General features: G+C 32.1%; 17 protein-coding genes and 5 tRNA genes. 21 read left to right on the top strand and 1 reads right to left on the bottom strand.

Going from position 1 to position 20770, the window contains the following annotated elements:
- The first annotated feature begins 6 nt into the window (after window positions 1–6).
- The 21 genes from IFB02_RS01420 (at window position 7) to IFB02_RS01320 (ending at window position 18735) form a co-directional block, all read left to right on the top strand.
- Complete coding sequence (locus IFB02_RS01420; protein WP_191072948.1) at window positions 7–891, top strand: ComEA family DNA-binding protein; 885 nt, start codon at window positions 7–9, stop codon at window positions 889–891.
- An 18-nt stretch (window positions 892–909) separates the two neighbouring features.
- On the top strand, window positions 910–2079 hold the full coding sequence (locus IFB02_RS01415) for an acyl-CoA dehydrogenase family protein (protein WP_191072947.1): 1170 nt from the start codon (window positions 910–912) through the stop codon (window positions 2077–2079).
- 17 nt (window positions 2080–2096) lie between these two features.
- Window positions 2097–3524 carry a carboxypeptidase-like regulatory domain-containing protein gene (locus tag IFB02_RS01410; protein WP_191072946.1) on the top strand — a complete coding sequence of 476 codons (1428 nt, stop codon included), beginning with the start codon at window positions 2097–2099 and terminating at the stop codon, window positions 3522–3524.
- Between the two features lie 83 nt (window positions 3525–3607).
- Window positions 3608–3802: a 30S ribosomal protein S21 gene (gene rpsU, locus IFB02_RS01405; protein WP_106688301.1), complete on the top strand. Its 195-nt coding sequence runs from the start codon at window positions 3608–3610 to the stop codon at window positions 3800–3802.
- A gap of 91 nt (window positions 3803–3893) precedes the next feature.
- On the top strand, window positions 3894–4784 hold the full coding sequence (locus tag IFB02_RS01400; RefSeq protein WP_106688302.1) for a tyrosine-type recombinase/integrase: 891 nt from the start codon (window positions 3894–3896) through the stop codon (window positions 4782–4784).
- 22 nt (window positions 4785–4806) lie between these two features.
- Window positions 4807–5103, top strand: a complete 297-nt coding sequence (gene hpf, locus IFB02_RS01395) for a ribosome hibernation-promoting factor, HPF/YfiA family (RefSeq protein ID WP_106688303.1) — start codon at window positions 4807–4809, stop codon at window positions 5101–5103.
- A gap of 105 nt (window positions 5104–5208) precedes the next feature.
- A tRNA-Thr gene (locus tag IFB02_RS01390) sits at window positions 5209–5282 on the top strand.
- 62 nt (window positions 5283–5344) lie between these two features.
- Window positions 5345–5426: transfer RNA gene (locus IFB02_RS01385), tRNA-Tyr, on the top strand.
- A 35-nt stretch (window positions 5427–5461) separates the two neighbouring features.
- Window positions 5462–5534 (top strand) — tRNA-Gly (locus tag IFB02_RS01380).
- Window positions 5535–5545: 11 nt separating this feature from the next.
- Window positions 5546–5617: transfer RNA gene (locus IFB02_RS01375), tRNA-Thr, on the top strand.
- Between the two features lie 64 nt (window positions 5618–5681).
- Window positions 5682–6869 (top strand): elongation factor Tu, encoded by a 1188-nt coding sequence (gene tuf, locus IFB02_RS01370; protein WP_106688304.1) that lies wholly within the window; start codon window positions 5682–5684, stop codon window positions 6867–6869.
- 64 nt (window positions 6870–6933) lie between these two features.
- A tRNA-Trp gene (locus IFB02_RS01365) sits at window positions 6934–7006 on the top strand.
- 47 nt (window positions 7007–7053) lie between these two features.
- Window positions 7054–7251, top strand: coding sequence for a preprotein translocase subunit SecE (gene secE, locus IFB02_RS01360; RefSeq protein ID WP_106688305.1), 198 nt, complete (start codon window positions 7054–7056; stop codon window positions 7249–7251).
- A gap of 4 nt (window positions 7252–7255) precedes the next feature.
- Window positions 7256–7810 carry a transcription termination/antitermination protein NusG gene (gene nusG / locus IFB02_RS01355; RefSeq protein ID WP_106688306.1) on the top strand — a complete coding sequence of 185 codons (555 nt, stop codon included), beginning with the start codon at window positions 7256–7258 and terminating at the stop codon, window positions 7808–7810.
- A 74-nt stretch (window positions 7811–7884) separates the two neighbouring features.
- Window positions 7885–8325 (top strand): 50S ribosomal protein L11, encoded by a 441-nt coding sequence (gene rplK, locus IFB02_RS01350; RefSeq protein ID WP_106688307.1) that lies wholly within the window; start codon window positions 7885–7887, stop codon window positions 8323–8325.
- 20 nt (window positions 8326–8345) lie between these two features.
- Window positions 8346–9035 carry a 50S ribosomal protein L1 gene (rplA, locus tag IFB02_RS01345; RefSeq protein ID WP_191072945.1) on the top strand — a complete coding sequence of 230 codons (690 nt, stop codon included), beginning with the start codon at window positions 8346–8348 and terminating at the stop codon, window positions 9033–9035.
- A 19-nt stretch (window positions 9036–9054) separates the two neighbouring features.
- Window positions 9055–9576, top strand: coding sequence for a 50S ribosomal protein L10 (gene rplJ, locus IFB02_RS01340; RefSeq protein WP_106688309.1), 522 nt, complete (start codon window positions 9055–9057; stop codon window positions 9574–9576).
- Between the two features lie 60 nt (window positions 9577–9636).
- Window positions 9637–10014, top strand: coding sequence for a 50S ribosomal protein L7/L12 (gene rplL, locus IFB02_RS01335; protein WP_106688310.1), 378 nt, complete (start codon window positions 9637–9639; stop codon window positions 10012–10014).
- A 124-nt stretch (window positions 10015–10138) separates the two neighbouring features.
- Complete coding sequence (rpoB, locus tag IFB02_RS01330) at window positions 10139–13951, top strand: DNA-directed RNA polymerase subunit beta (protein WP_106688311.1); 3813 nt, start codon at window positions 10139–10141, stop codon at window positions 13949–13951.
- 74 nt (window positions 13952–14025) lie between these two features.
- Window positions 14026–18327 carry a DNA-directed RNA polymerase subunit beta' gene (rpoC, locus tag IFB02_RS01325; RefSeq protein ID WP_106688312.1) on the top strand — a complete coding sequence of 1434 codons (4302 nt, stop codon included), beginning with the start codon at window positions 14026–14028 and terminating at the stop codon, window positions 18325–18327.
- A gap of 90 nt (window positions 18328–18417) precedes the next feature.
- Window positions 18418–18735, top strand: coding sequence for a DUF3467 domain-containing protein (locus IFB02_RS01320; RefSeq protein ID WP_106688313.1), 318 nt, complete (start codon window positions 18418–18420; stop codon window positions 18733–18735).
- A gap of 196 nt (window positions 18736–18931) precedes the next feature.
- Here the strand turns inward: IFB02_RS01320 and IFB02_RS01315 are convergent, their stop codons facing one another.
- Window positions 18932–20521, bottom strand: coding sequence for a peptide chain release factor 3 (locus IFB02_RS01315; protein WP_106688314.1), 1590 nt, complete (start codon window positions 20519–20521; stop codon window positions 18932–18934).
- Window positions 20522–20770: the final 249 nt, after the last annotated feature.

Below are 20770 nucleotides of genomic sequence, written 5' to 3'. Positions count from 1 at the left end.
ACTAGAATGAAATTTCAATCCCATTTCTCGTTTACAAAACAACAAAGAAATGGGATTTTTTTATTGTTTTCAATAATTGTAATTATTCAATTGTTTATATTTTTTGTGCTTCCTTCGCTTGATAGTCCTAGAATTAATTCAAATAAAACTCCAGAACAAATTACTGCTTTTATTACTCAAATAGACTCATTAAAAGCTATAGAGATTGAAAACAGAAAGCCTAAAATTTATCCTTTCAATCCTAATTTTATTACCGACTACAAAGGTTATACTTTAGGAATGACTCAAGAAGAAATTGATAGATTATTAAGGTTTAGGTCAAAGGATAAATGGATTAATTCTTCACAACAATTTCAAGAGGTTACTAAAGTTTCAGATAGTTTACTTAATAAAATTTCACCGTATTTTAAGTTTCCAGAATGGGTTAAGAATTCTAGAACAAAGGTTAGTCCTAATTATGTGTCTTCTAATTCTAAGCTCGATTCATCTAAGAAAATAGATTTAAATACAGCTACAATTTCTGATTTAAAAAAAATATACGGTATTGGAGAAGCTTTGTCTGCAAGAATTGTTAATCACAGAGAAAAAATTAATGGCTTTAACGATTTTGTAGAACTTACAGAAGTTTATGGCTTAACTACTGAAGTAATTGATAGGATAAAAACACAGTTTGTTATTCTTACACCAAGAAAAATTAAAAAAATAAACCTAAATACTGCAACAAAATCAGAGTTGGTTACAGTGCAATATATTGATTATGAAATCGCTCATCAAATAATAGAAACTAGAACGCTGTTAGATGGATTTTCAAATCTAGACCAATTAAAAAAAGTTAAAGGATTTCCGCTTAAAAAATTTGATATAATTAAGTTATCTTTACAACTCAATTAAATTAAAAACTAACAAGCTATGGGAAGTATGTACTTCACAGAAGAACATCAATTATTTAGAAAAAGTTTACAAGATTTTTTACAAAAAGAAGTTGTGCCTCACATTGATAAATGGGAGCAAACCGGAACAATAGATCGCTTTATTTGGAACAAATTTGGTGAGATGGGATTTTTTGGTATAAGCTATCCAGAACAATATGGCGGATTAGATTTAGATATCTTTTACATGATAATTCTTTTAGAAGAATTACAACGCATTAATTCTGGAGGATTTGCTGCTGCTATTTGGGCGCATACTTATTTAGCAATGACTCACCTTAATGCAGAAGGTAGTGAAGCAATAAAAGATAAATACCTAACAGCTAGTATAACTGGCGATATGATAGGTTGTTTATGTATAACAGAACCTTTTGGTGGTAGTGATGTGGCAGGAATGAGAACAACTGCTGTAAAACAAGGTGATACTTATGTGTTAAATGGCTCTAAAACATTTATTACAAATGGAGTTTACAGTGATTATTTAATCGTTGCTGCAAAAACAAACCCAGAATTAGGTAATAAAGGAATTAGTATCTTTTTAGTAGATAGAGATACAAAAGGAGTTTCAGCCACAAAACTTGATAAACTTGGATGGAGAGCATCAGATACAGGTGAAATTGCTTTTGATAATGTTGTAATCCCATCAAGTAATTTAATGGGAGAAGAGAATAAAGGTTTTCCTTACATTATGCAGCATTTTGCATTAGAACGCCTAATTATGGGTGTAAATGCGCATGCAAGAACGCAGTTTGCAATCGAGTATACAATTAAATATATGTCCGAAAGACAAGCTTTTGGTACAACTATTGATAAATTTCAAGCATTAAGACACCGTTTAGCAGATCATTTAACTGAGGTTGAATTTTGCAAAACTTTCAATTATAATATAGCAGCTAGATTAGATAAAGGCGAATATGTAGTAAAAGAAGCTACAATGTCTAAATTAAAATCTACTAAAGTTGCAGATGAAGCAATTTATGATTGTTTACAATTTTTAGGCGGATATGGTTACATGGAAGAATATCCTCTAGCAAGATTGTTAAGAGATAGTAGATTAGGACCAATTGGTGGCGGAACTTCAGAAATATTAAGAGAAATAATTGCAAAAATGGTTATAGACGGTAAAGATTATAAACCAGCAACAAAATAAAATTTGTCCCATTATTTATGAAACGTTCTTACTTAAAACAGTCCTTATTATTTGTTTTTATTTTAATAAGCTCAATTGCTACTGCACAACACGAGCTTAAAAATAAAGTAGTAGATTTTATTAATCTTCTACCAATAGAAAGTGCAAGTGTATATGTTCAAAATACAACAATAGGTACTGTTACAAATGCAGATGGTAAATTTGTCCTTCTTGTGCCAGAAAGTATGTCAAAAGATACATTAGTAATATCTTCAATAGGATTTAAAAGTTTTAAAGTACCAGTTGAAGAATTTGACAACTCTTTTGAAGTGTTTTTAGAAGAAGATATTGCAACCTTAGAAGAAGTAGTGTTAAACGCAACTCCAAGACCAAAAACAGGAGATAGTATTGTTTTAAGAGCATTGGATAGATTAGATCGAAATATGCCTAATCAAGCCTATTTACAAAAAGGATTTTTAAGACATAAAGAACGAAACAAAAAAGAATTTAAATGGTTAGTAGAAAGTGCTATAACTATTTATGACGATTCTACTTACGTTAATGGCGATGTAGACAATATAAAAATAAATGTAGATGAAGTAAGGAAAAGTTATGACTTAAGAGACGTAGATAGCTTATTTGCGTATTCTACCTATTTAAAATACAATGCCAACGTTAATCTAAAGCCAAAAAACTTAAGACGAGATACAATAAACACATCATCTTTAGTAAAAGCAATAAAGTGGAATGATACCAGAGTTAACGGGTTAGAAAACCTATTTAAGGGTAAATTAAATATGGTAAGAAACTCAAAAGCACCAAAAGCCTTATTTGGTAAAGATGTTTTAGCAAAACATAAATTTATCCTAGACACTATTTTAGTAGATAACGAACGTAAAATTTACAAAATAAAAATAGATAAAGCAGAAGATTTTGTAGGATTAGATACAGAAGGAATCTATAATGAAGGCTATAATGCAAAAGGATGGATTTACATTTATTGGGATAATTTCGCAATTAAAAAAATAGAATATGATTTAGTAGCAGCTTCAGCAGCACAAAAAACTAGAAGTAAAAGATTATTTGATACGCAAACCAATCATAAATTAGTGATTAGTTATATGGAGTATCAAGATAAAATGTACCCAAATTATATTTACTACGAAACTCCAAAACTTGTAAATGTTGGTTTAAAAAACGAAAAATTAACCGAAGAAGAGCAAGAAAGGTATAATAAAGAAGAACGCTTTTATTACACAGTACAAGAAATACTGTTTACAGAAGTTATTGTAGATCAAGACAAAGTAAAGCAGTCATTAACACAACAATGGGATCCAGATATTTTCGCAAAAAAGCCATACCATAAATCATTTTGGGACAATTATAACACTTTGTTAGAAAGCGAAGAAGACGAGCAATTAATAAAAGATTTAACTAAAAGGTCAAGTCTATTTAATAAAGAATAATTTTTTTAAAATTAAATTGAAAAAATTAAAATAGTTTCTATATTTGCACACCAAAATTTTAAAAGAGAGGAGGTTAAGACACTATGTTAATAATTCCATTAAAAGAAGGAGAGAATATAGAAAGAGCGTTAAAGCGTTACAAGCGTAAGTTTGATAAAACAGGAACGCGTAAATCTTTATATGGTCGTAAGCAATTTACAAAACCATCTATAGAAAAAAGAGCACAAATACAAAAAGCACAATATGTACAAAGATTAAAAGATCAAGAATCTATTTAATTAAAAGTATTTAATAAACAAAATCCCGCTTAATAAAGCGGGATTTTTTTATATAAATAATTCCCTTATATTTATAAATCAACAACAAATTATGCTTTTAAAAACATTCTTAGAATATCTGTTATTAGAAAAAAAATACTCTCAATTAACAGTAACTGCATATAAAAAAGACATATCTGCATTCCAACAATATCTTGAAGATTCAACATCAAACAAAGACTTAAAAGAAGTCAGCTATCAAGATATTAGACAGTGGATAATACATATGGTAAATTTAGGAATGTCCAACCGAACTGTTAACAGGAAGGTTTCCGCACTAAACAGTTTTTATAAATATTTAATAAAGATTGAAGAAATAAGCTCTAACCCATTATCTACTCACAAAGCATTAAAGACAAGTAAAAAAAATCAAATCCCTTTTTCCGAAACAGAAATAAATGCAGTATTAAATACAATAAGTCATGCACAAACATTCGAAGGAGCAAGAAATAAATTAATAATAGAATTATTTTATGCAACAGGAATAAGAAGAATAGAACTAATAAACATCAAATTAAAAGACATTGATTTAGAAAATAAAACAGTAAAAATATTAGGAAAAAGAAATAAAGAAAGATTAATTCCATTAATACAAACAATCATAACAAGTATAAATCAATATTTAAACTATCGTGATCAACTAGAAAATTCAAATCAATGCGACTATCTTTTGGTAACCCAAAAAGGTGTTAAACTTTATGAAACCTTAGTTTATCGAATAATAAAAGACTACTTTAGTGTAGTGACAAGTAAGATTAAAAAAAGTCCGCATATACTTAGACATTCGTTTGCTACACATCTTTTAAATAAAGGAGCAGAAATTAATGCTGTAAAAGAATTATTAGGGCATTCATCACTAGCTGCAACCCAAGTCTATACACATAATAGTATAGCACAATTAAAAAAAGTGTATCAAAAAGCACATCCAAGAAGTAAAAAATAATGTTTAACCAAAATAAAACACAATGAAGGTAAACACACAAGCAGTAAATTTTAATGCAAAGCCACAATTGCTAGAGTTTATACAAAACAAGATGAATAAATTAGATCATTTTTATGATAAAGTCATCCAAACAGAAGTTTATTTAAAGGTTGAAAACACAACAAATAATTTAAATAAAATTTTTGAAGCAAAAATTAATATACCAGGAGAAAGTTTAATGGTAAAAAAACAATGTAAGACATTTGAAGAAGGAGTAGATACCGCAATTTCAACATTAAAAAGGCAATTACAAAAACGAAAACAAAAATTACGAGCATAATTTTAAAATATTTTCAAAAAATGTTTTGAAAAAAAAATAAAATATATACATTTGCAGTCCGTTAGAAATAGCGGGCTTTTTTTGTAGGTCAAAAAAAGTTCAAAAGCCGATGTAGCTCAGCTGGCTAGAGCAGCTGATTTGTAATCAGCAGGTCGTGGGTTCGAGTCCCTCCATCGGCTCGTTTAGATTGAAAACTTAATAAGAGTTTTTACGTTCATATAAAGAGTGAAAAGTTTAAATTGGGGAGATACTCAAGCGGCCAACGAGGGCAGACTGTAAATCTGCTGACTATGTCTTCGCAGGTTCGAATCCTGCTCTCCCCACTTTTTTAAACTTAAATTAAGGATTTTAAATAATTGCGGGAGTAGCTCAGTTGGTAGAGCGTCAGCCTTCCAAGCTGAATGTCGCCGGTTCGAACCCGGTCTCCCGCTCTAATATTTAAGCCGGTGTAGCTCAGGGGTAGAGCGTTTCCTTGGTAAGGAAGAGGTCACGGGTTCAAATCCCGTCATTGGCTCTAATTTAAACAAAGATTAGAATACACTAATATTATTATATAACTAAGATTAAATTATTAAAACATGGCAAAGGCAACTTTTGATCGTTCAAAACCACACTTAAATATTGGTACTATTGGACACGTAGATCACGGTAAAACAACTTTAACTGCTGCTATTACTAAAGTATTAGCTGATGCAGGTTTATCAGAAGCAAGAGATTTCGATACTATCGATAACGCTCCAGAAGAAAAAGAAAGAGGTATTACAATTAATACTTCTCACGTAGAATATCAAACAGCTAATCGTCACTATGCACACGTTGACTGTCCTGGTCACGCCGATTATGTAAAGAACATGGTAACTGGTGCTGCTCAAATGGATGGTGCTATTTTAGTAGTAGCTGCAACAGATGGTCCAATGCCACAAACTCGTGAGCACATCTTATTAGGTCGTCAGGTAGGTATTCCTCGTATCGTTGTTTTCTTAAACAAAGTTGATATGGTTGATGATGCTGAGCTTTTAGAGTTAGTAGATATGGAAGTTAGAGAATTATTATCTTTCTACGAATATGATGGTGATAATGGTCCTGTTATTTCTGGTTCTGCATTAGGAGCTTTAAATGGTGAGCAAAAGTGGGTGGATACTGTAATGGAGTTAATGAATGCTGTAGATGAGTGGATTGAAGAGCCAGTGCGTGATATGGATAAGCCTTTCTTAATGCCTATCGAAGATGTGTTCTCTATTACTGGTCGTGGTACAGTAGCTACTGGACGTATTGAAACTGGTGTTGCTAACACAGGTGATCCTGTTGAGATTATCGGTATGGGAGCAGAGAAATTAACTTCTACTATTACAGGTATCGAGATGTTCCGTCAAATATTAGATAGAGGAGAAGCTGGTGATAATGCTGGTATTTTATTAAGAGGTATTGAAAAGACTCAAATCTCTAGAGGAATGGTTATTACTAAGCCAGGATCTGTAACTCCTCACAAAAATTTCAAAGCAGAGGTTTATATCCTTAAAAAAGAAGAAGGTGGACGTCATACTCCATTCCATAACAATTATCGTCCTCAGTTCTACGTGCGTACTACAGACGTTACAGGAACTATTTCTTTACCAGATGGAGTAGAGATGGTAATGCCAGGAGATAACTTAACTATCACTGTTGAGTTAATTCAACCAATTGCAATGAACGTAGGTTTACGTTTCGCTATCCGTGAAGGTGGTAGAACAGTTGGTGCTGGTCAGGTAACTGAAATTTTAGACTAATTTTTAGTCTCAATAAATAACTAAATTAAGGTGTTTCTTAAGAGAAACACCTTGATTTATATTTACGGGTTTAGCTCAGTTGGTAGAGCACTGGTCTCCAAAACCAGGTGTCGGGAGTTCGAGTCTCTCAACCCGTGCAAAAACATTGAAATAAAGTTTTTCTTTATTTAACCAATAAAATATTATGGCTGGAGTAGTTAATTATATAAAAGAATCTTTTACAGAACTTAAGAATAATGTAAGTTGGACTCCTTGGGCAGAAGCTCAAAGTTTAACAATTCTTGTAGCTGTATTTTCAATCATTTTTTCACTAGCTATTTGGGGAGTAGATACAGTTTTTAGTAAAGTGATTACACTTTATTTTAATCTAATAAACGGATAGTTTTATGGCTGAAGTAGGAGAGAAAAAATGGTATGTTGTAAGAGCAGTTAGTGGACAAGAAAATAAAGTTAAGACTTACATTGAAAACGAAATAGCTAGACTAGGTTTACAAGATTATGTAGAACAAGTTTTAGTTCCAACTGAAAAGGTTGTTCAGATTCGTAATGGAAAAAAAATAAACAAAGAGAAAGTTTATTTTAGTGGTTACATAATGATTAAAGCTAACTTAACAGGAGAAGTTCCTCACATTATTAAATCTGTTACAAATGTTATAGGTTTTTTAGGAGCTACTAAAGGAGGTGATCCTTTACCATTAAGACAGTCTGAAGTAAATAGAATGTTAGGTAAGGTTGATGAGCTTACAGTAGATGCTGATGTTAATGTAGCGATACCTTACACTATCGGAGAAACTGTAAAGGTTATTGATGGTCCATTTAATGGTTTTGATGGTACTATCGAAAATATAAATGAAGAAAAACGTAAACTTGAAGTAATGGTTAAGATTTTTGGAAGAAAAACTCCATTAGAATTAAGTTATATGCAAGTAGAGAAGATTTAATAATTGTTACACCAAATAAGTAAGTAATAATGTAGGCTTCCAATTTATATTATTACAATACAAAAATTTTAAAAATGGCAAAAGAATTAGGTAAAGTAGTTAAACTACAAGTTAGGGGAGGTGCAGCGAACCCATCGCCACCGGTTGGACCCGCTTTAGGTGCTGCTGGAGTTAATATCATGGAGTTCTGTAAGCAGTTTAATGCTAGAACACAAGATAAAGCTGGTAAAGTATTACCAGTTGTGATATCTGTTTACAAAGACAAGTCTTTTGATTTTGTAATTAAGACACCACCTGCAGCAGTTCAATTATTAGAAGCGGCCAAAGTAAAAAAAGGTTCAGGAGAACCTCATGTAAGAAAAGTAGCAAAAGTTTCTTGGGATCAAATCAGAACTATAGCTGAAGATAAAATGCAAGATTTAAATGCGTTTACTATTGATTCAGCAATGAGAATGATTGCTGGTACTGCAAGATCTATGGGTATAACTGTTAAAGGTGGAGATGCACCAAATTAACCTAAAAAGATTTTAAGAAAATGGCAAGATTAACAAAGAAACTAAAAGAAGCTCAAGCTAAAATCGAGAAGGATAGATTATATTCTTTAGAAGAAGCTTCAGCTTTAGTAAAAGAAATAACAAATACTAAGTTTGATGCATCAGTTGATATAGCAGTTAGACTTGGTGTAGATCCAAGAAAAGCTAATCAAATGGTAAGAGGTGTTGTATCTCTTCCTCATGGAACAGGTAAGGACGTTAAAGTTCTTGCATTAGTAACTCCAGATAAAGAAGCAGAAGCTAAAGAAGCAGGTGCTGACTTTGTTGGATTAGACGAGTATTTAGATAAGATTAAAAGCGGTTGGACTGACGTTGATGTAATTATAACAATGCCAAGCGTTATGGGTAAGTTAGGTCCGTTAGGACGTATTTTAGGTCCAAGAGGATTAATGCCTAACCCTAAAACAGGTACAGTAACTATGGATATTGCAAAAGCAGTAACTGAAGTAAAAGCTGGTAAAATCGATTTTAAAGTTGATAAAACTGGTATCGTACATGCATCTATAGGGAAAGCATCTTTTACTGCAGATAAAATTGCAGGAAATGCAAACGAATTATTAACAACATTAATTAAACTTAAACCTACAGCAGCAAAAGGTACTTATGTAAAAAGTATTTACATGTCAAGTACTATGAGCCCAAGTATTGCAATTGATACTAAAATTGGTTAAGTAGTTAAAAACTTTTATTATGACAAGAGAAGAAAAATCACAAGTAATTCAAGACTTAACTGCTCAATTAGCTGATAATGCTAATATCTATATTGCAGATATTTCTGGATTAAACGCTGTTGCAACTTCAGATTTACGTCGCGCATGCTTCAAAGCAAACGTGAAATTAGCAGTTGTTAAAAATACATTACTAGAAAAAGCAATGGAAGCTTCAGACAAAGATTTTGGAGACTTACCATCAACTTTAAAAGGTAATACTTCTGTAATGTATGCTGAGGCAGGGAATGCTCCAGCTAAAGTTATAAAGGCTTTCAGAAAAAAATCTAATAAACCTTTATTAAAAGGTGCATTCATAGAAGAAGCTATTTACTTAGGTGATGATCAATTAGACGCACTAGTAGATATCAAGTCTAGAGAAGAATTAATTGGTGATATTATAGGATTATTACAATCACCAGCTAAGAATGTAATTTCTGCTCTTAAATCAGGAGGAAATACATTATCTGGATTAGTAAAGACCTTATCAGAAAGAGAAGGTTAAAAAAGTACGCACTTTTACAATTATATATTTAAATTAAAAAATTATTAAAACGATAGAAAAATGGCAGATTTAAAAGATTTCGCAGAACAATTAGTTAACTTAACAGTTAAAGAAGTAAACGAGTTAGCTACTATTTTAAAAGATGAGTATGGTATAGAGCCTGCTGCTGCTGCAGTAGCTGTTGCTGCTGGTGGTGCTGCTGCTGGTGGAGACGCTGCAGAAGAAAAAACTGAATTTGATGTAGTTCTTAAATCAGCTGGAGCTTCTAAGCTTGCAGTTGTTAAATTAGTAAAAGAATTAACAGGTTTAGGATTAAAAGAAGCTAAAGAATTAGTAGATGGTGCACCAAGCAACATCAAAGAAGGAGTTTCTAAAGACGAAGCTGAAGGCTTAAAATCTTCATTAGAAGAAGCAGGAGCAGAGGTTGAGCTTAAGTAAGCTTACCCAATAAATTTTACAAAGGTTTAGGTCTGGAGAGGTATCTCTAAGACCTAAACCATTTGTCGTATATAGTCACAAGCTATATACAAACATTTTTTTTTAATCAAAATTTCGTCCATTGATGTTAGTAACACAAGCTGAAAGATTAAATTTCTCTTCTATTGTAAATAGAACAGAATATCCTGACTTTATGGATATTCAGATTAAATCCTTCCAGGATTTTTTCCAACTAGAAACTAAATCTGAAGAAAGAGGTGATGAAGGACTATATAACACCTTCCTAGAAAACTTTCCAATTACAGACACACGTAATCAATTCGTATTAGAATTTTTAGATTACTTTATCGATCCACCAAGATATACTATAGAAGAGTGTATTGAAAGAGGATTAACTTATAGCGTACCTTTAAAAGCTAGATTAAAATTATATTGTACAGATCCAGAACACGAAGATTTCGAGACTATTGTACAAGATGTATATTTAGGTACTATTCCATATATGACTCCAAGTGGAACTTTTGTTATCAATGGAGCAGAAAGAGTTGTTGTATCTCAATTACATAGATCGCCAGGAGTATTTTTTGGTCAATCATTCCATGCTAATGGAACAAAATTATATTCAGCTAGAGTAATACCTTTTAAAGGATCTTGGATAGAGTTTGCTACAGACATTAATCAAGTGATGTATGCTTACATCGATAGAAAGAAAAAATTACCTGTAACGACTTTATTTAGAGCAATTGGATTTGAGCGTGATAAAGATATATTAGAAATTTTTGATCTTGCAGAAGAAGTTAAAGTTTCTAAATCTGGTCTTAAAAAAGTATTAGGACGAAAATTAGCAGCACGTGTACTTAACACTTGGCATGAAGATTTCGTAGATGAAGATACAGGAGAAGTTGTATCTATTGAACGTAACGAAATAGTTCTAGATCGTGATACAGAACTAGATAAAGATAATATTGAAGAAATCTTAGAAGTAGGAGTTAAAACAATCTTACTTCATAAAGAATCTTCTCAGCAAGGTGATTATGCTATTATTCATAACACTTTACAAAAAGATCCAACAAACTCTGAAAAAGAAGCTGTAGAGCATATCTATCGTCAATTACGTAACGCAGAGCCGCCAGATGAGGAAACAGCTAGAGGTATAATTGATAAATTATTCTTCTCTGATCAACGTTATTCTCTTGGTGAAGTTGGACGTTATAGAATGAACAAAAAATTAGGTCTTGATATTGGTATGGACAAACAAGTTCTTACTAAAGAAGATATCATTACCATTATTAAATATTTAATCGAGTTAATCAATTCTAAAGCAGAGATTGATGATATTGATCACTTATCTAACCGTCGTGTACGTACAGTAGGAGAACAATTATCATCTCAATTTGGTGTTGGTTTAGCTCGTATGGCTCGTACAATTCGCGAGCGTATGAATGTACGTGATAACGAAGTTTTTACTCCAATAGACTTAATTAATGCTAAGACATTATCTTCAGTAATTAATTCATTCTTTGGAACAAACCAGTTATCTCAGTTTATGGATCAAACAAATCCATTAGCAGAGATTACTCACAAACGTCGTTTATCTGCATTAGGACCAGGAGGATTATCAAGAGAAAGAGCAGGATTCGAGGTACGTGACGTTCACTATACACACTACGGAAGACTTTGTCCTATTGAAACACCAGAAGGTCCAAATATTGGATTAATTTCTTCACTTTCAGTATATGCTAAAGTGAATTCAATGGGATTCATTGAAACTCCATATAGAAAAGTAACAGACGGTGTTGTAGATATTAAAGGAACACCAACATATTTAAGTGCAGAAGAAGAAGAAGAAAAGTTAATCGCTCAAGCAACTGTAAAAGTTGATGAAGATGGTAAAATACTTCATGATAAAGTAATTGCTAGAATGGAAGGCGATTTCCCAGTAATGGATCCAAAAGAAATTCATTATACAGATGTAGCGCCTAACCAAATTTCTTCTATATCAGCATCTTTAATCCCATTCTTAGAGCATGATGATGCCAACCGTGCATTAATGGGATCAAACATGATGCGTCAAGCAGTACCATTATTAAGACCTCAATCTCCAATTGTAGGAACAGGTCTTGAAAAACAGGTAGCATCAGATTCTCGTGTATTAATTAATGCAGAAGGAAATGGTGTTGTAGAATACGTAGACGCTAATGAAATAGTAATTAAATACGAGCGTACAGAAGACGAAGCTAAAGTTAGTTTTGATAGCGACGTTAAAACATATCCTTTAATCAAGTTTAGAAAAACTAATCAAGGTACATCAATAAACTTAAAGCCTATTGTAAGAAAAGGTGATACAGTTGTTAAAGGTCAAGTACTTTGTGAAGGTTATGCTACTGAAAAAGGAGAATTAGCCTTAGGAAGAAATATGAAAGTAGCCTTTATGCCTTGGAAAGGGTATAACTTTGAGGATGCAATTGTAATTTCAGAAAAAGTAGTACGTGAAGATATTTTTACTTCTATTCATATAGATGAGTATTCATTAGAAGTAAGAGATACAAAACTAGGTAATGAAGAGTTAACTAACGATATACCAAACGTTTCTGAAGAAGCTACTAAAGATTTAGATGAAAATGGTATGATCCGCGTTGGAGCAGAAGTTAAACCTGGAGATATTTTAATTGGAAAAATTACTCCTAAAGGTGAATCTGATCCAACACCAGAAGAAAAACTTTTAAGAGCAATTTTTGGTGATAAAGCTGGTGACGTAAAAGATGCATCATTAAAAGCATCGCCTTCTTTACATGGTGTTGTTATAAACAAAAAATTATTTTCTAGAGCGATTAAAGATAAACGTAAAAGAGCTCAAGACAAAGAAGATATTTCTAAATTAGAAATGCTATATGCAACAAAATTTGACGAATTACAATCTGTATTAGTAGACAAATTATTTGCTATAGTAAACGGTAAAACATCTCAAGGTATCTTTAACGATCTTGGAGAAGAAGTGTTGCCAAAAGGTAAAAAGTTTACTTTAAAAATGTTAAACGCAGTAGATGATTATACGCATTTAACAGGAGGAACTTGGACAACTGATGAGCATACTAATAAGTTAATCGCAGATTTAATCCATAACTATAAGATTAAAGAAAACGATTTACAAGGAGCTTTAAGACGTGAGAAATTTACAATATCTGTAGGAGATGAACTTCCATCAGGAATAATTAAACTAGCTAAAGTTTACATTGCTAAAAAACGTAAACTTAAAGTAGGAGATAAGATGGCAGGACGACATGGTAACAAAGGTATTGTTGCTAGAATTGTTCGTCAAGAAGATATGCCATTCTTAGAAGATGGAACGCCAGTAGATATCGTACTTAACCCATTAGGTGTACCATCTCGTATGAATATTGGACAGATTTATGAAACTGTTTTAGGATGGGCAGGACAAGATTTAGGTAGAAAATTTGCAACTCCAATTTTTGATGGAGCTACTATAGATCAAATTAATGAGTTAACAGACGAAGCAGGTATACCAAGATACGGACATACTTATTTATATGATGGAGGTACAGGAGATCGTTTTGATCAACCTGCAACAGTAGGTGTGATTTACATGCTTAAGCTTGGTCACATGGTTGATGATAAGATGCATGCTCGTTCTATTGGACCTTACTCTTTAATTACACAACAACCTTTAGGTGGTAAAGCACAATTTGGAGGTCAGCGTTTTGGAGAGATGGAAGTTTGGGCACTAGAAGCATATGGTGCATCAAGCACACTTAGAGAAATCTTGACAGTAAAATCTGATGACGTGGTAGGTAGAGCAAAAACTTACGAAGCAATCGTAAAAGGAGAGCCAATGCCAGAACCAGGATTACCAGAATCTTTTAACGTATTAATGCACGAATTAAAAGGATTAGGGTTAGACATTAGATTAGAAGAATAAAAAAATAGTAGTCAGTAATCAGTATGTAGTAAATCTGCATACTGAAAGCTGGAGACTGAATACTATAAGAAATTATGGCTAGAAAACAAGATAAGAATTCAGTAAAGAGATTTAATAAAATCTCAATTGGTTTAGCATCACCAGAATCTATATTAGCAGAATCTAGAGGTGAAGTTTTAAAACCAGAAACTATAAATTATCGTACTCATAAACCAGAAAGAGATGGTTTATTTTGCGAGCGTATTTTTGGACCTGTAAAAGATTACGAATGTGCTTGTGGTAAATATAAACGTATTCGTTATAAAGGAATAGTTTGTGACCGTTGTGGAGTAGAAGTTACAGAAAAAAAAGTACGTCGTGACCGTGTAGGACATATCAATTTAGTTGTCCCAGTTGCTCATATCTGGTATTTCCGTTCTTTACCTAATAAAATAGGGTATTTATTAGGATTACCTTCAAAGAAATTAGATATGATTATTTACTACGAAAGATACGTAGTAATTCAACCAGGAAATGCTAAAAATGAAGAAGGAGAACCATTACAAAAAATGGACTTCTTAACAGAAGAAGAATATTTAAACATTTTAGAAACGCTTCCTCAAGACAATAATTATCTTGAAGATACAGACCCAAATAAGTTTATAGCTAAAATGGGTGCAGAATGTTTAATTGATTTATTAGCTAGAATTGACTTAGATGGCTTATCATTTGAGTTACGTCATAAAGCAAATACTGAAACTTCAAAACAACGTAAAACAGAAGCTTTAAAGCGTTTACAAGTTGTTGAAGCTTTAAGAGAATCTAATGAATACAGAGAGAATCGTCCAGAATGGATGATAATGAAAGTGGTACCTGTAATTCCACCAGAATTAAGACCTCTTGTACCTTTAGATGGTGGACGTTTTGCTACTTCAGATTTAAATGATTTATACCGTCGTGTAATTATTCGTAACAACCGTTTAAAGCGATTAGTAGAAATTAAAGCGCCTGAAGTAATTTTACGTAATGAAAAGCGTATGTTACAAGAATCTGTAGATTCATTATTTGATAACACACGTAAATCTTCAGCAGTAAAAACAGATTCTAACAGACCATTAAAGTCTTTATCAGACTCTTTAAAAGGTAAACAAGGACGTTTCCGTCAAAACTTATTAGGAAAACGTGTAGACTATTCAGCACGTTCTGTAATTGTTGTAGGACCAGAATTAAAATTATTTGAATGTGGTCTTCCTAAAAATATGGCGGCAGAATTATACAAGCCTTTCGTTATTAGAAAATTAATCGAGAGAGGAATTGTAAAAACAGTTAAGTCTGCAAAGAAAATTATAGACAAAAAAGAACCAGTAGTTTGGGATATTTTAGAAAACGTTTTAAAAGGACATCCAGTACTATTAAACCGTGCTCCTACGCTTCACAGACTTGGTATTCAAGCTTTCCAACCTAAATTAATAGAAGGAAAAGCGATACAATTACATCCATTAGTGTGTACGGCATTTAACGCCGATTTTGATGGTGACCAAATGGCGGTTCACTTACCATTAGGTCCAGAAGCTATTCTTGAAGCGCAATTATTAATGTTAGCGTCTCATAATATCTTAAACCCTGCAAATGGTTCGCCAGTAACAGTACCATCTCAGGATATGGTACTTGGGTTATATTATATGACGAAGCACAAAAAATCTACTCCAGAACTAGTAGTGAAAGGAGAAGGTTTAACGTTCTATTCAGCAGAAGAAGTTACAATAGCTTACAACGAAAAGCGTGTAGATCTTAACGCAGGAATTAAAGTACGTGCTATAGATTTTAATGAAGCAGGAGAATTAGTACCTCAAATTATAGAAACAACTGTTGGTCGTGTACTTTTCAATGAAAAAGTACCAGCAGCAGCAGGTTTTATAAATACGGTATTAACAAAAAAATCTTTAAGAGATATTATTGGTAATATCCTTAAAGTAACAAGTGTACCAGAAACAGCTGCTTTCCTTGACGAAATTAAAACATTAGGTTATAATTTCGCATTTAGAGGTGGATTATCATTTAGTTTAGGTGATATTATTATCCCACCAGAAAAGCAGTCAATGATAGACGAGGCTAACAAAAAAGTGGACGGAATTACCGGAAACTATAACATGGGACTAATAACAAATAACGAACGTTATAACCAAGTTATTGATATCTGGACTTCTACAAATGCCGAGTTAACAGAGCTTTCTATGAAGCGTATTAGAGAAGACCAACAAGGGTTTAACTCTGTATATATGATGCTAGATTCTGGAGCTCGTGGATCTAAAGAACAGATTCGTCAGCTTACAGGAATGCGTGGATTAATGGCAAAACCTAAAAAATCTAACGCAGGTGGAGGAGAAATTATTGAAAACCCAATTCTTTCTAACTTTAAAGAAGGGCTTTCAATTTTAGAATACTTTATCTCAACGCACGGTGCTCGTAAAGGTCTTGCCGATACAGCATTAAAAACAGCCGATGCAGGTTACTTAACACGTCGTTTAGTAGACGTATCACAAGATGTTATTGTAAATAGTGAAGATTGTGGTACTTTAAGAGGAGTAGAAGTTACACCTCTTAAAAAGAATGACGAAGTTGTTGAGAGTTTAGCTGAAAGAATTGTTGGACGTGTATCATTAAACGATGTATACAATCCTTTAACTGAAGAAGTTTTAGTAGAGGCTGGTCAATTAATTAATGAAACAATTGCTGATAAAATAGAACAATCACCAGTAGAATCTGTAGAAGTTCGTTCACCATTAACATGTGAAGCAAAACAAGGTATTTGTGCACAATGTTACGGACGTAACCTTGCTACTAATAAAATGGTTCAACGTGGTGAAGCTGTTGGAGTAGTAGCAGCTCAATCTATTGGAGAACCAGGAACACAGTTAACACTTCGTACATTCCACGTTGGAGGTATTGCAGGAAACATTTCAGAAGAAAATAAACTTGTAACTAAATTTGATGGAATTGCCGAAATCGAAGACCTTAAAACAGTTAAGGGTACCGATAATGAAGGTAACGAAGTAGATGTTGTAATCTCTCGTACATCAGAATTAAAATTAGTAGATAAGAAAACAGGAATTGTACTAAGTACAAATAATATACCTTACGGTTCTCACATTTTTATTAAAAATGGAGAATCTTTAAAAGCAGGAGATGTTGTTTGTTCATGGGATCCATACAACGGTGTAATTATTTCAGAATTTGCTGGTAAAGTAAGATATGAAAACATCGAACAAGGTATAACTTATCAAGTTGAAATTGATGAGCAAACAGGTTTCCAAGAGAAAGTAATTTCTGAATCTAGAAATAAAAAGCTTATCCCTACTTTAATTATCGAAGATAGTAAAGGTGAAGCTATAAGATCATACAACTTACCAGTTGGTGCTCATATAATGATTGACGATGGAGAAAAGATTAAGGTTGGTAAAATCTTAGTTAAGATTCCTCGTAAATCTGCAAAAGCAGGTGATATTACAGGAGGTTTACCTCGTGTAACCGAGTTATTTGAAGCACGTAATCCTTCTAATCCAGCAGTAGTTAGTGAGATTGATGGTGTTGTATCTTTCGGTAAGATTAAGCGTGGTAATCGTGAGATTATTGTGGAATCTAAATTAGGTGAAATTAAAAAATACCTAGTTAAGTTATCTAACCAAATTTTAGTACAAGAAAACGATTTTGTTAAAGCAGGAATGCCATTATCAGATGGATCTGTAACGCCTAATGATATATTAAATATCAAAGGTCCTTCAGCTGTACAACAATATCTAGTTAATGAGGTACAAGAAGTATATCGTCTTCAAGGTGTTAAAATTAATGATAAACACTTTGAGGTTGTAGTAAGACAAATGATGCGTAAAGTAAGAATTATCGATTCTGGTGATACTACTTTCTTAGAAGATCAGCTTGTTCATAAATCAGATTTTATCGAAGAAAATGATGAAATCTTTGGAATGAAAGTTGTTGAAAACGCAGGCGACTCTACAAACTTAAAAGAAGGACAAATTATTACAGCCTTCCAATTAAGAGACGAAAATTCTATACTAAAACGTGAAGATAAACAGTTAGTAGACGCTAGAGACGCAAGACCAGCAACTGCAACACCTATCTTACAAGGTATAACTAGAGCATCGTTACAAACTAAATCATTTATATCTGCAGCATCGTTCCAGGAAACTACAAAAGTACTAAACGAAGCAGCTGTAAGTGGTAAAGTAGATACTTTAGAAGGTCTAAAAGAAAATGTTATCGTAGGACACCGTATTCCAGCAGGTACAGGTATGCGTACTTATGATAATATCATAGTAGGATCTAAAGAAGAATTTGATCAAATGATGAAGGCTAAGCAAGAAGTAAACTTTAACTAGTTTATAATTGACTTTTAATTCACATTATATTATAACACTAAAGAATCCTGCATTTTAGCAGGATTCTTTTTTTTAATTAATTTATAAATTATGTCAGACGCAAAAGATAATAAACCAAAACAAGGAATAAATATAGAGTTAGATGAGAAAACTGCAGAAGGAACTTATTCTAACCTAGCCATTATTAATCACTCAGTTTCAGAATTTGTTATAGATTTTGTAAGCATTATGCCAGGTACTCCAAAAAGTAAAGTAAAATCTAGAATAATATTAACTCCGCAACATGCAAAAAGATTATTAAAAGCTTTAGGAGATAATGTACAGCGATTTGAAAATGCTCATGGAGAAATTAAAGATTATGAGCAACCTCCAATTCCTTTAAATTTTGGACCAACTGGTCAAGCATAAAAAAATCCCATCTTAATAGATGGGATTTTTTTGTATAAATATTTATTATTGAAATTATTTTTTTAATAATATTTGTTTATTGAATGTAAAAAAATCGCTTATTTAAATCGTTTTTAAAGGCTTAAAATAATTAACCTTACACATTTTGAATGAAAATATTTTGACTCGTTTAAAATGTCTTTAAATGTTGTTTTGGTTATTTGAACTCAGAAACATAATGAAATTTAATACTTGGGTATTTTTGTTCTGTCATTTGTAAAGAAAATGCAGAATCTGCTAAAAATACTAATTGGTCATGTTTGTCTTTTGCTAAAAAGCGTTGTTTTACACGAGTAAATTCTTTGAATTCTTCATTTTTTTCATCTTCTGGATCTACCCAACAAGCTTTATATACATTTAAATTTTCGTATGTACATTTTGCGCCATATTCGTGCTCTAATCTATACTGTATTACTTCATACTGTAAAGCTCCAACGGTACCAATTACTTTTCTTCCATTAAGTTCTAGGGTAAATAATTGAGCTACACCTTCATCCATTAATTGATCAATACCTTTATAAAGTTGTTTTGATTTTAAAGGATCTGCGTTGTTAATGTATCTAAAATGTTCTGGTGAGAAGCTTGGTATTCCTTTGTAATTTATAATTTCTCCTTCTGTTAAAGTATCTCCAATTTTAAAGTTACCTGTATCGTGTAAGCCTACAATATCACCAGGATAAGAAATGTCTACAATTTCTTTTTTTTCAGCAAAAAAGGCGTTTGGACTAGAAAATTTCATTTTCTTATTATTTCTTACATGTAAATAAGGAGTGTTTCTTTTAAATTCTCCAGAAACAATTTTAATAAAAGCTAGTCGGTCTCTGTGTTTTGGATCCATATTAGCATGTATTTTAAAAACAAAACCTGTAAACTCTTTTTCATTTGGTTTTACTAAGCGTTCTTCACTTTTTTTAGGTCTTGGTATAGGAGCAATATCTATAAAACAATCTAATAGTTCCCTTACTCCAAAATTGTTTAAGGCAGATCCAAAAAATACTGGTTGTAGTTTACCTTCTAAGTAATTTTCTTTATTAAATTCAGGATAGATTCCTTCAACTAATTCTAATTCCTCTCTTAAAGTATCGGCAGATTTATCTCCAACTATCTTATTAATTTCAGGTGAGTTTATATCTGAAATTTCGATAGTTTCTTCAATGTTTTTTCTTTTATCTCCACTAAACAGATTAATGTTTTTCTCCCATATATTATAAATTCCTTTAAATTCATAACCCATGCCAATAGGAAAACTTAATGGTGTAACAGTTAACTTTAATTTTTGTTCTATTTCATCTAATAACTCAAATGCATCTTTTCCTTCACGGTCTAATTTATTAACAAACACTATCATAGGTATGTTGCGCATTCGGCAAACTTCTACTAATTTTTCGGTTTGTTCCTCAACACCTTTAGCGACATCAATTACTACAATTACACTATCTACAGCGGTTAATGTACGGTAAGTATCTTCTGCAAAATCTTTGTGTCCAGGCGTATCTAAAATATTTATTTTTATACCATTGTACTCAAATGCAAGAACAGATGTTGCTACAGATATACCTCTTTGTCTTTCAATTTCCATGAAATCACTAGTAGCACCTTTTTTTATTTTATTGCTTTTTACAGCACCAGCTTCTTGTATTGCTCCACCAAAAAGTAATAATTTTTCAGTTAGTGTTGTTTTACCTGCATCTGGATGCGATATTATACCAAAAGTTCTTCTTCGTTTGATTTCTTCAGTAAATTTCATAGAAAATTAAATTTGTGCAAAGATAATTGTATTCTTAAGATATAATAATTTTAAATTCATATTAGTAAATAGAATGACTACTCAATATTTGTAGAATTTTAATAAATTTTTAACGAATGTAAATTCGGCTTTTGTAAGTAGAAATCTGTTAATCTAATAAAGTTGTTGTTTAACGAAAAACTTACTTTTATAACATTTATTATTTGAGTAAATAAGTTAAAACTATTTAATTTCGTATTGCTTTATTGT

Source organism: Mesoflavibacter profundi, from assembly GCF_014764305.1.
GTDB lineage: Bacteria > Bacteroidota > Bacteroidia > Flavobacteriales > Flavobacteriaceae > Mesoflavibacter > Mesoflavibacter profundi.
The sequence above is the reverse complement of the archived record's forward strand: the minus strand, read 5'-3'. Positions and strand labels throughout refer to the sequence as shown.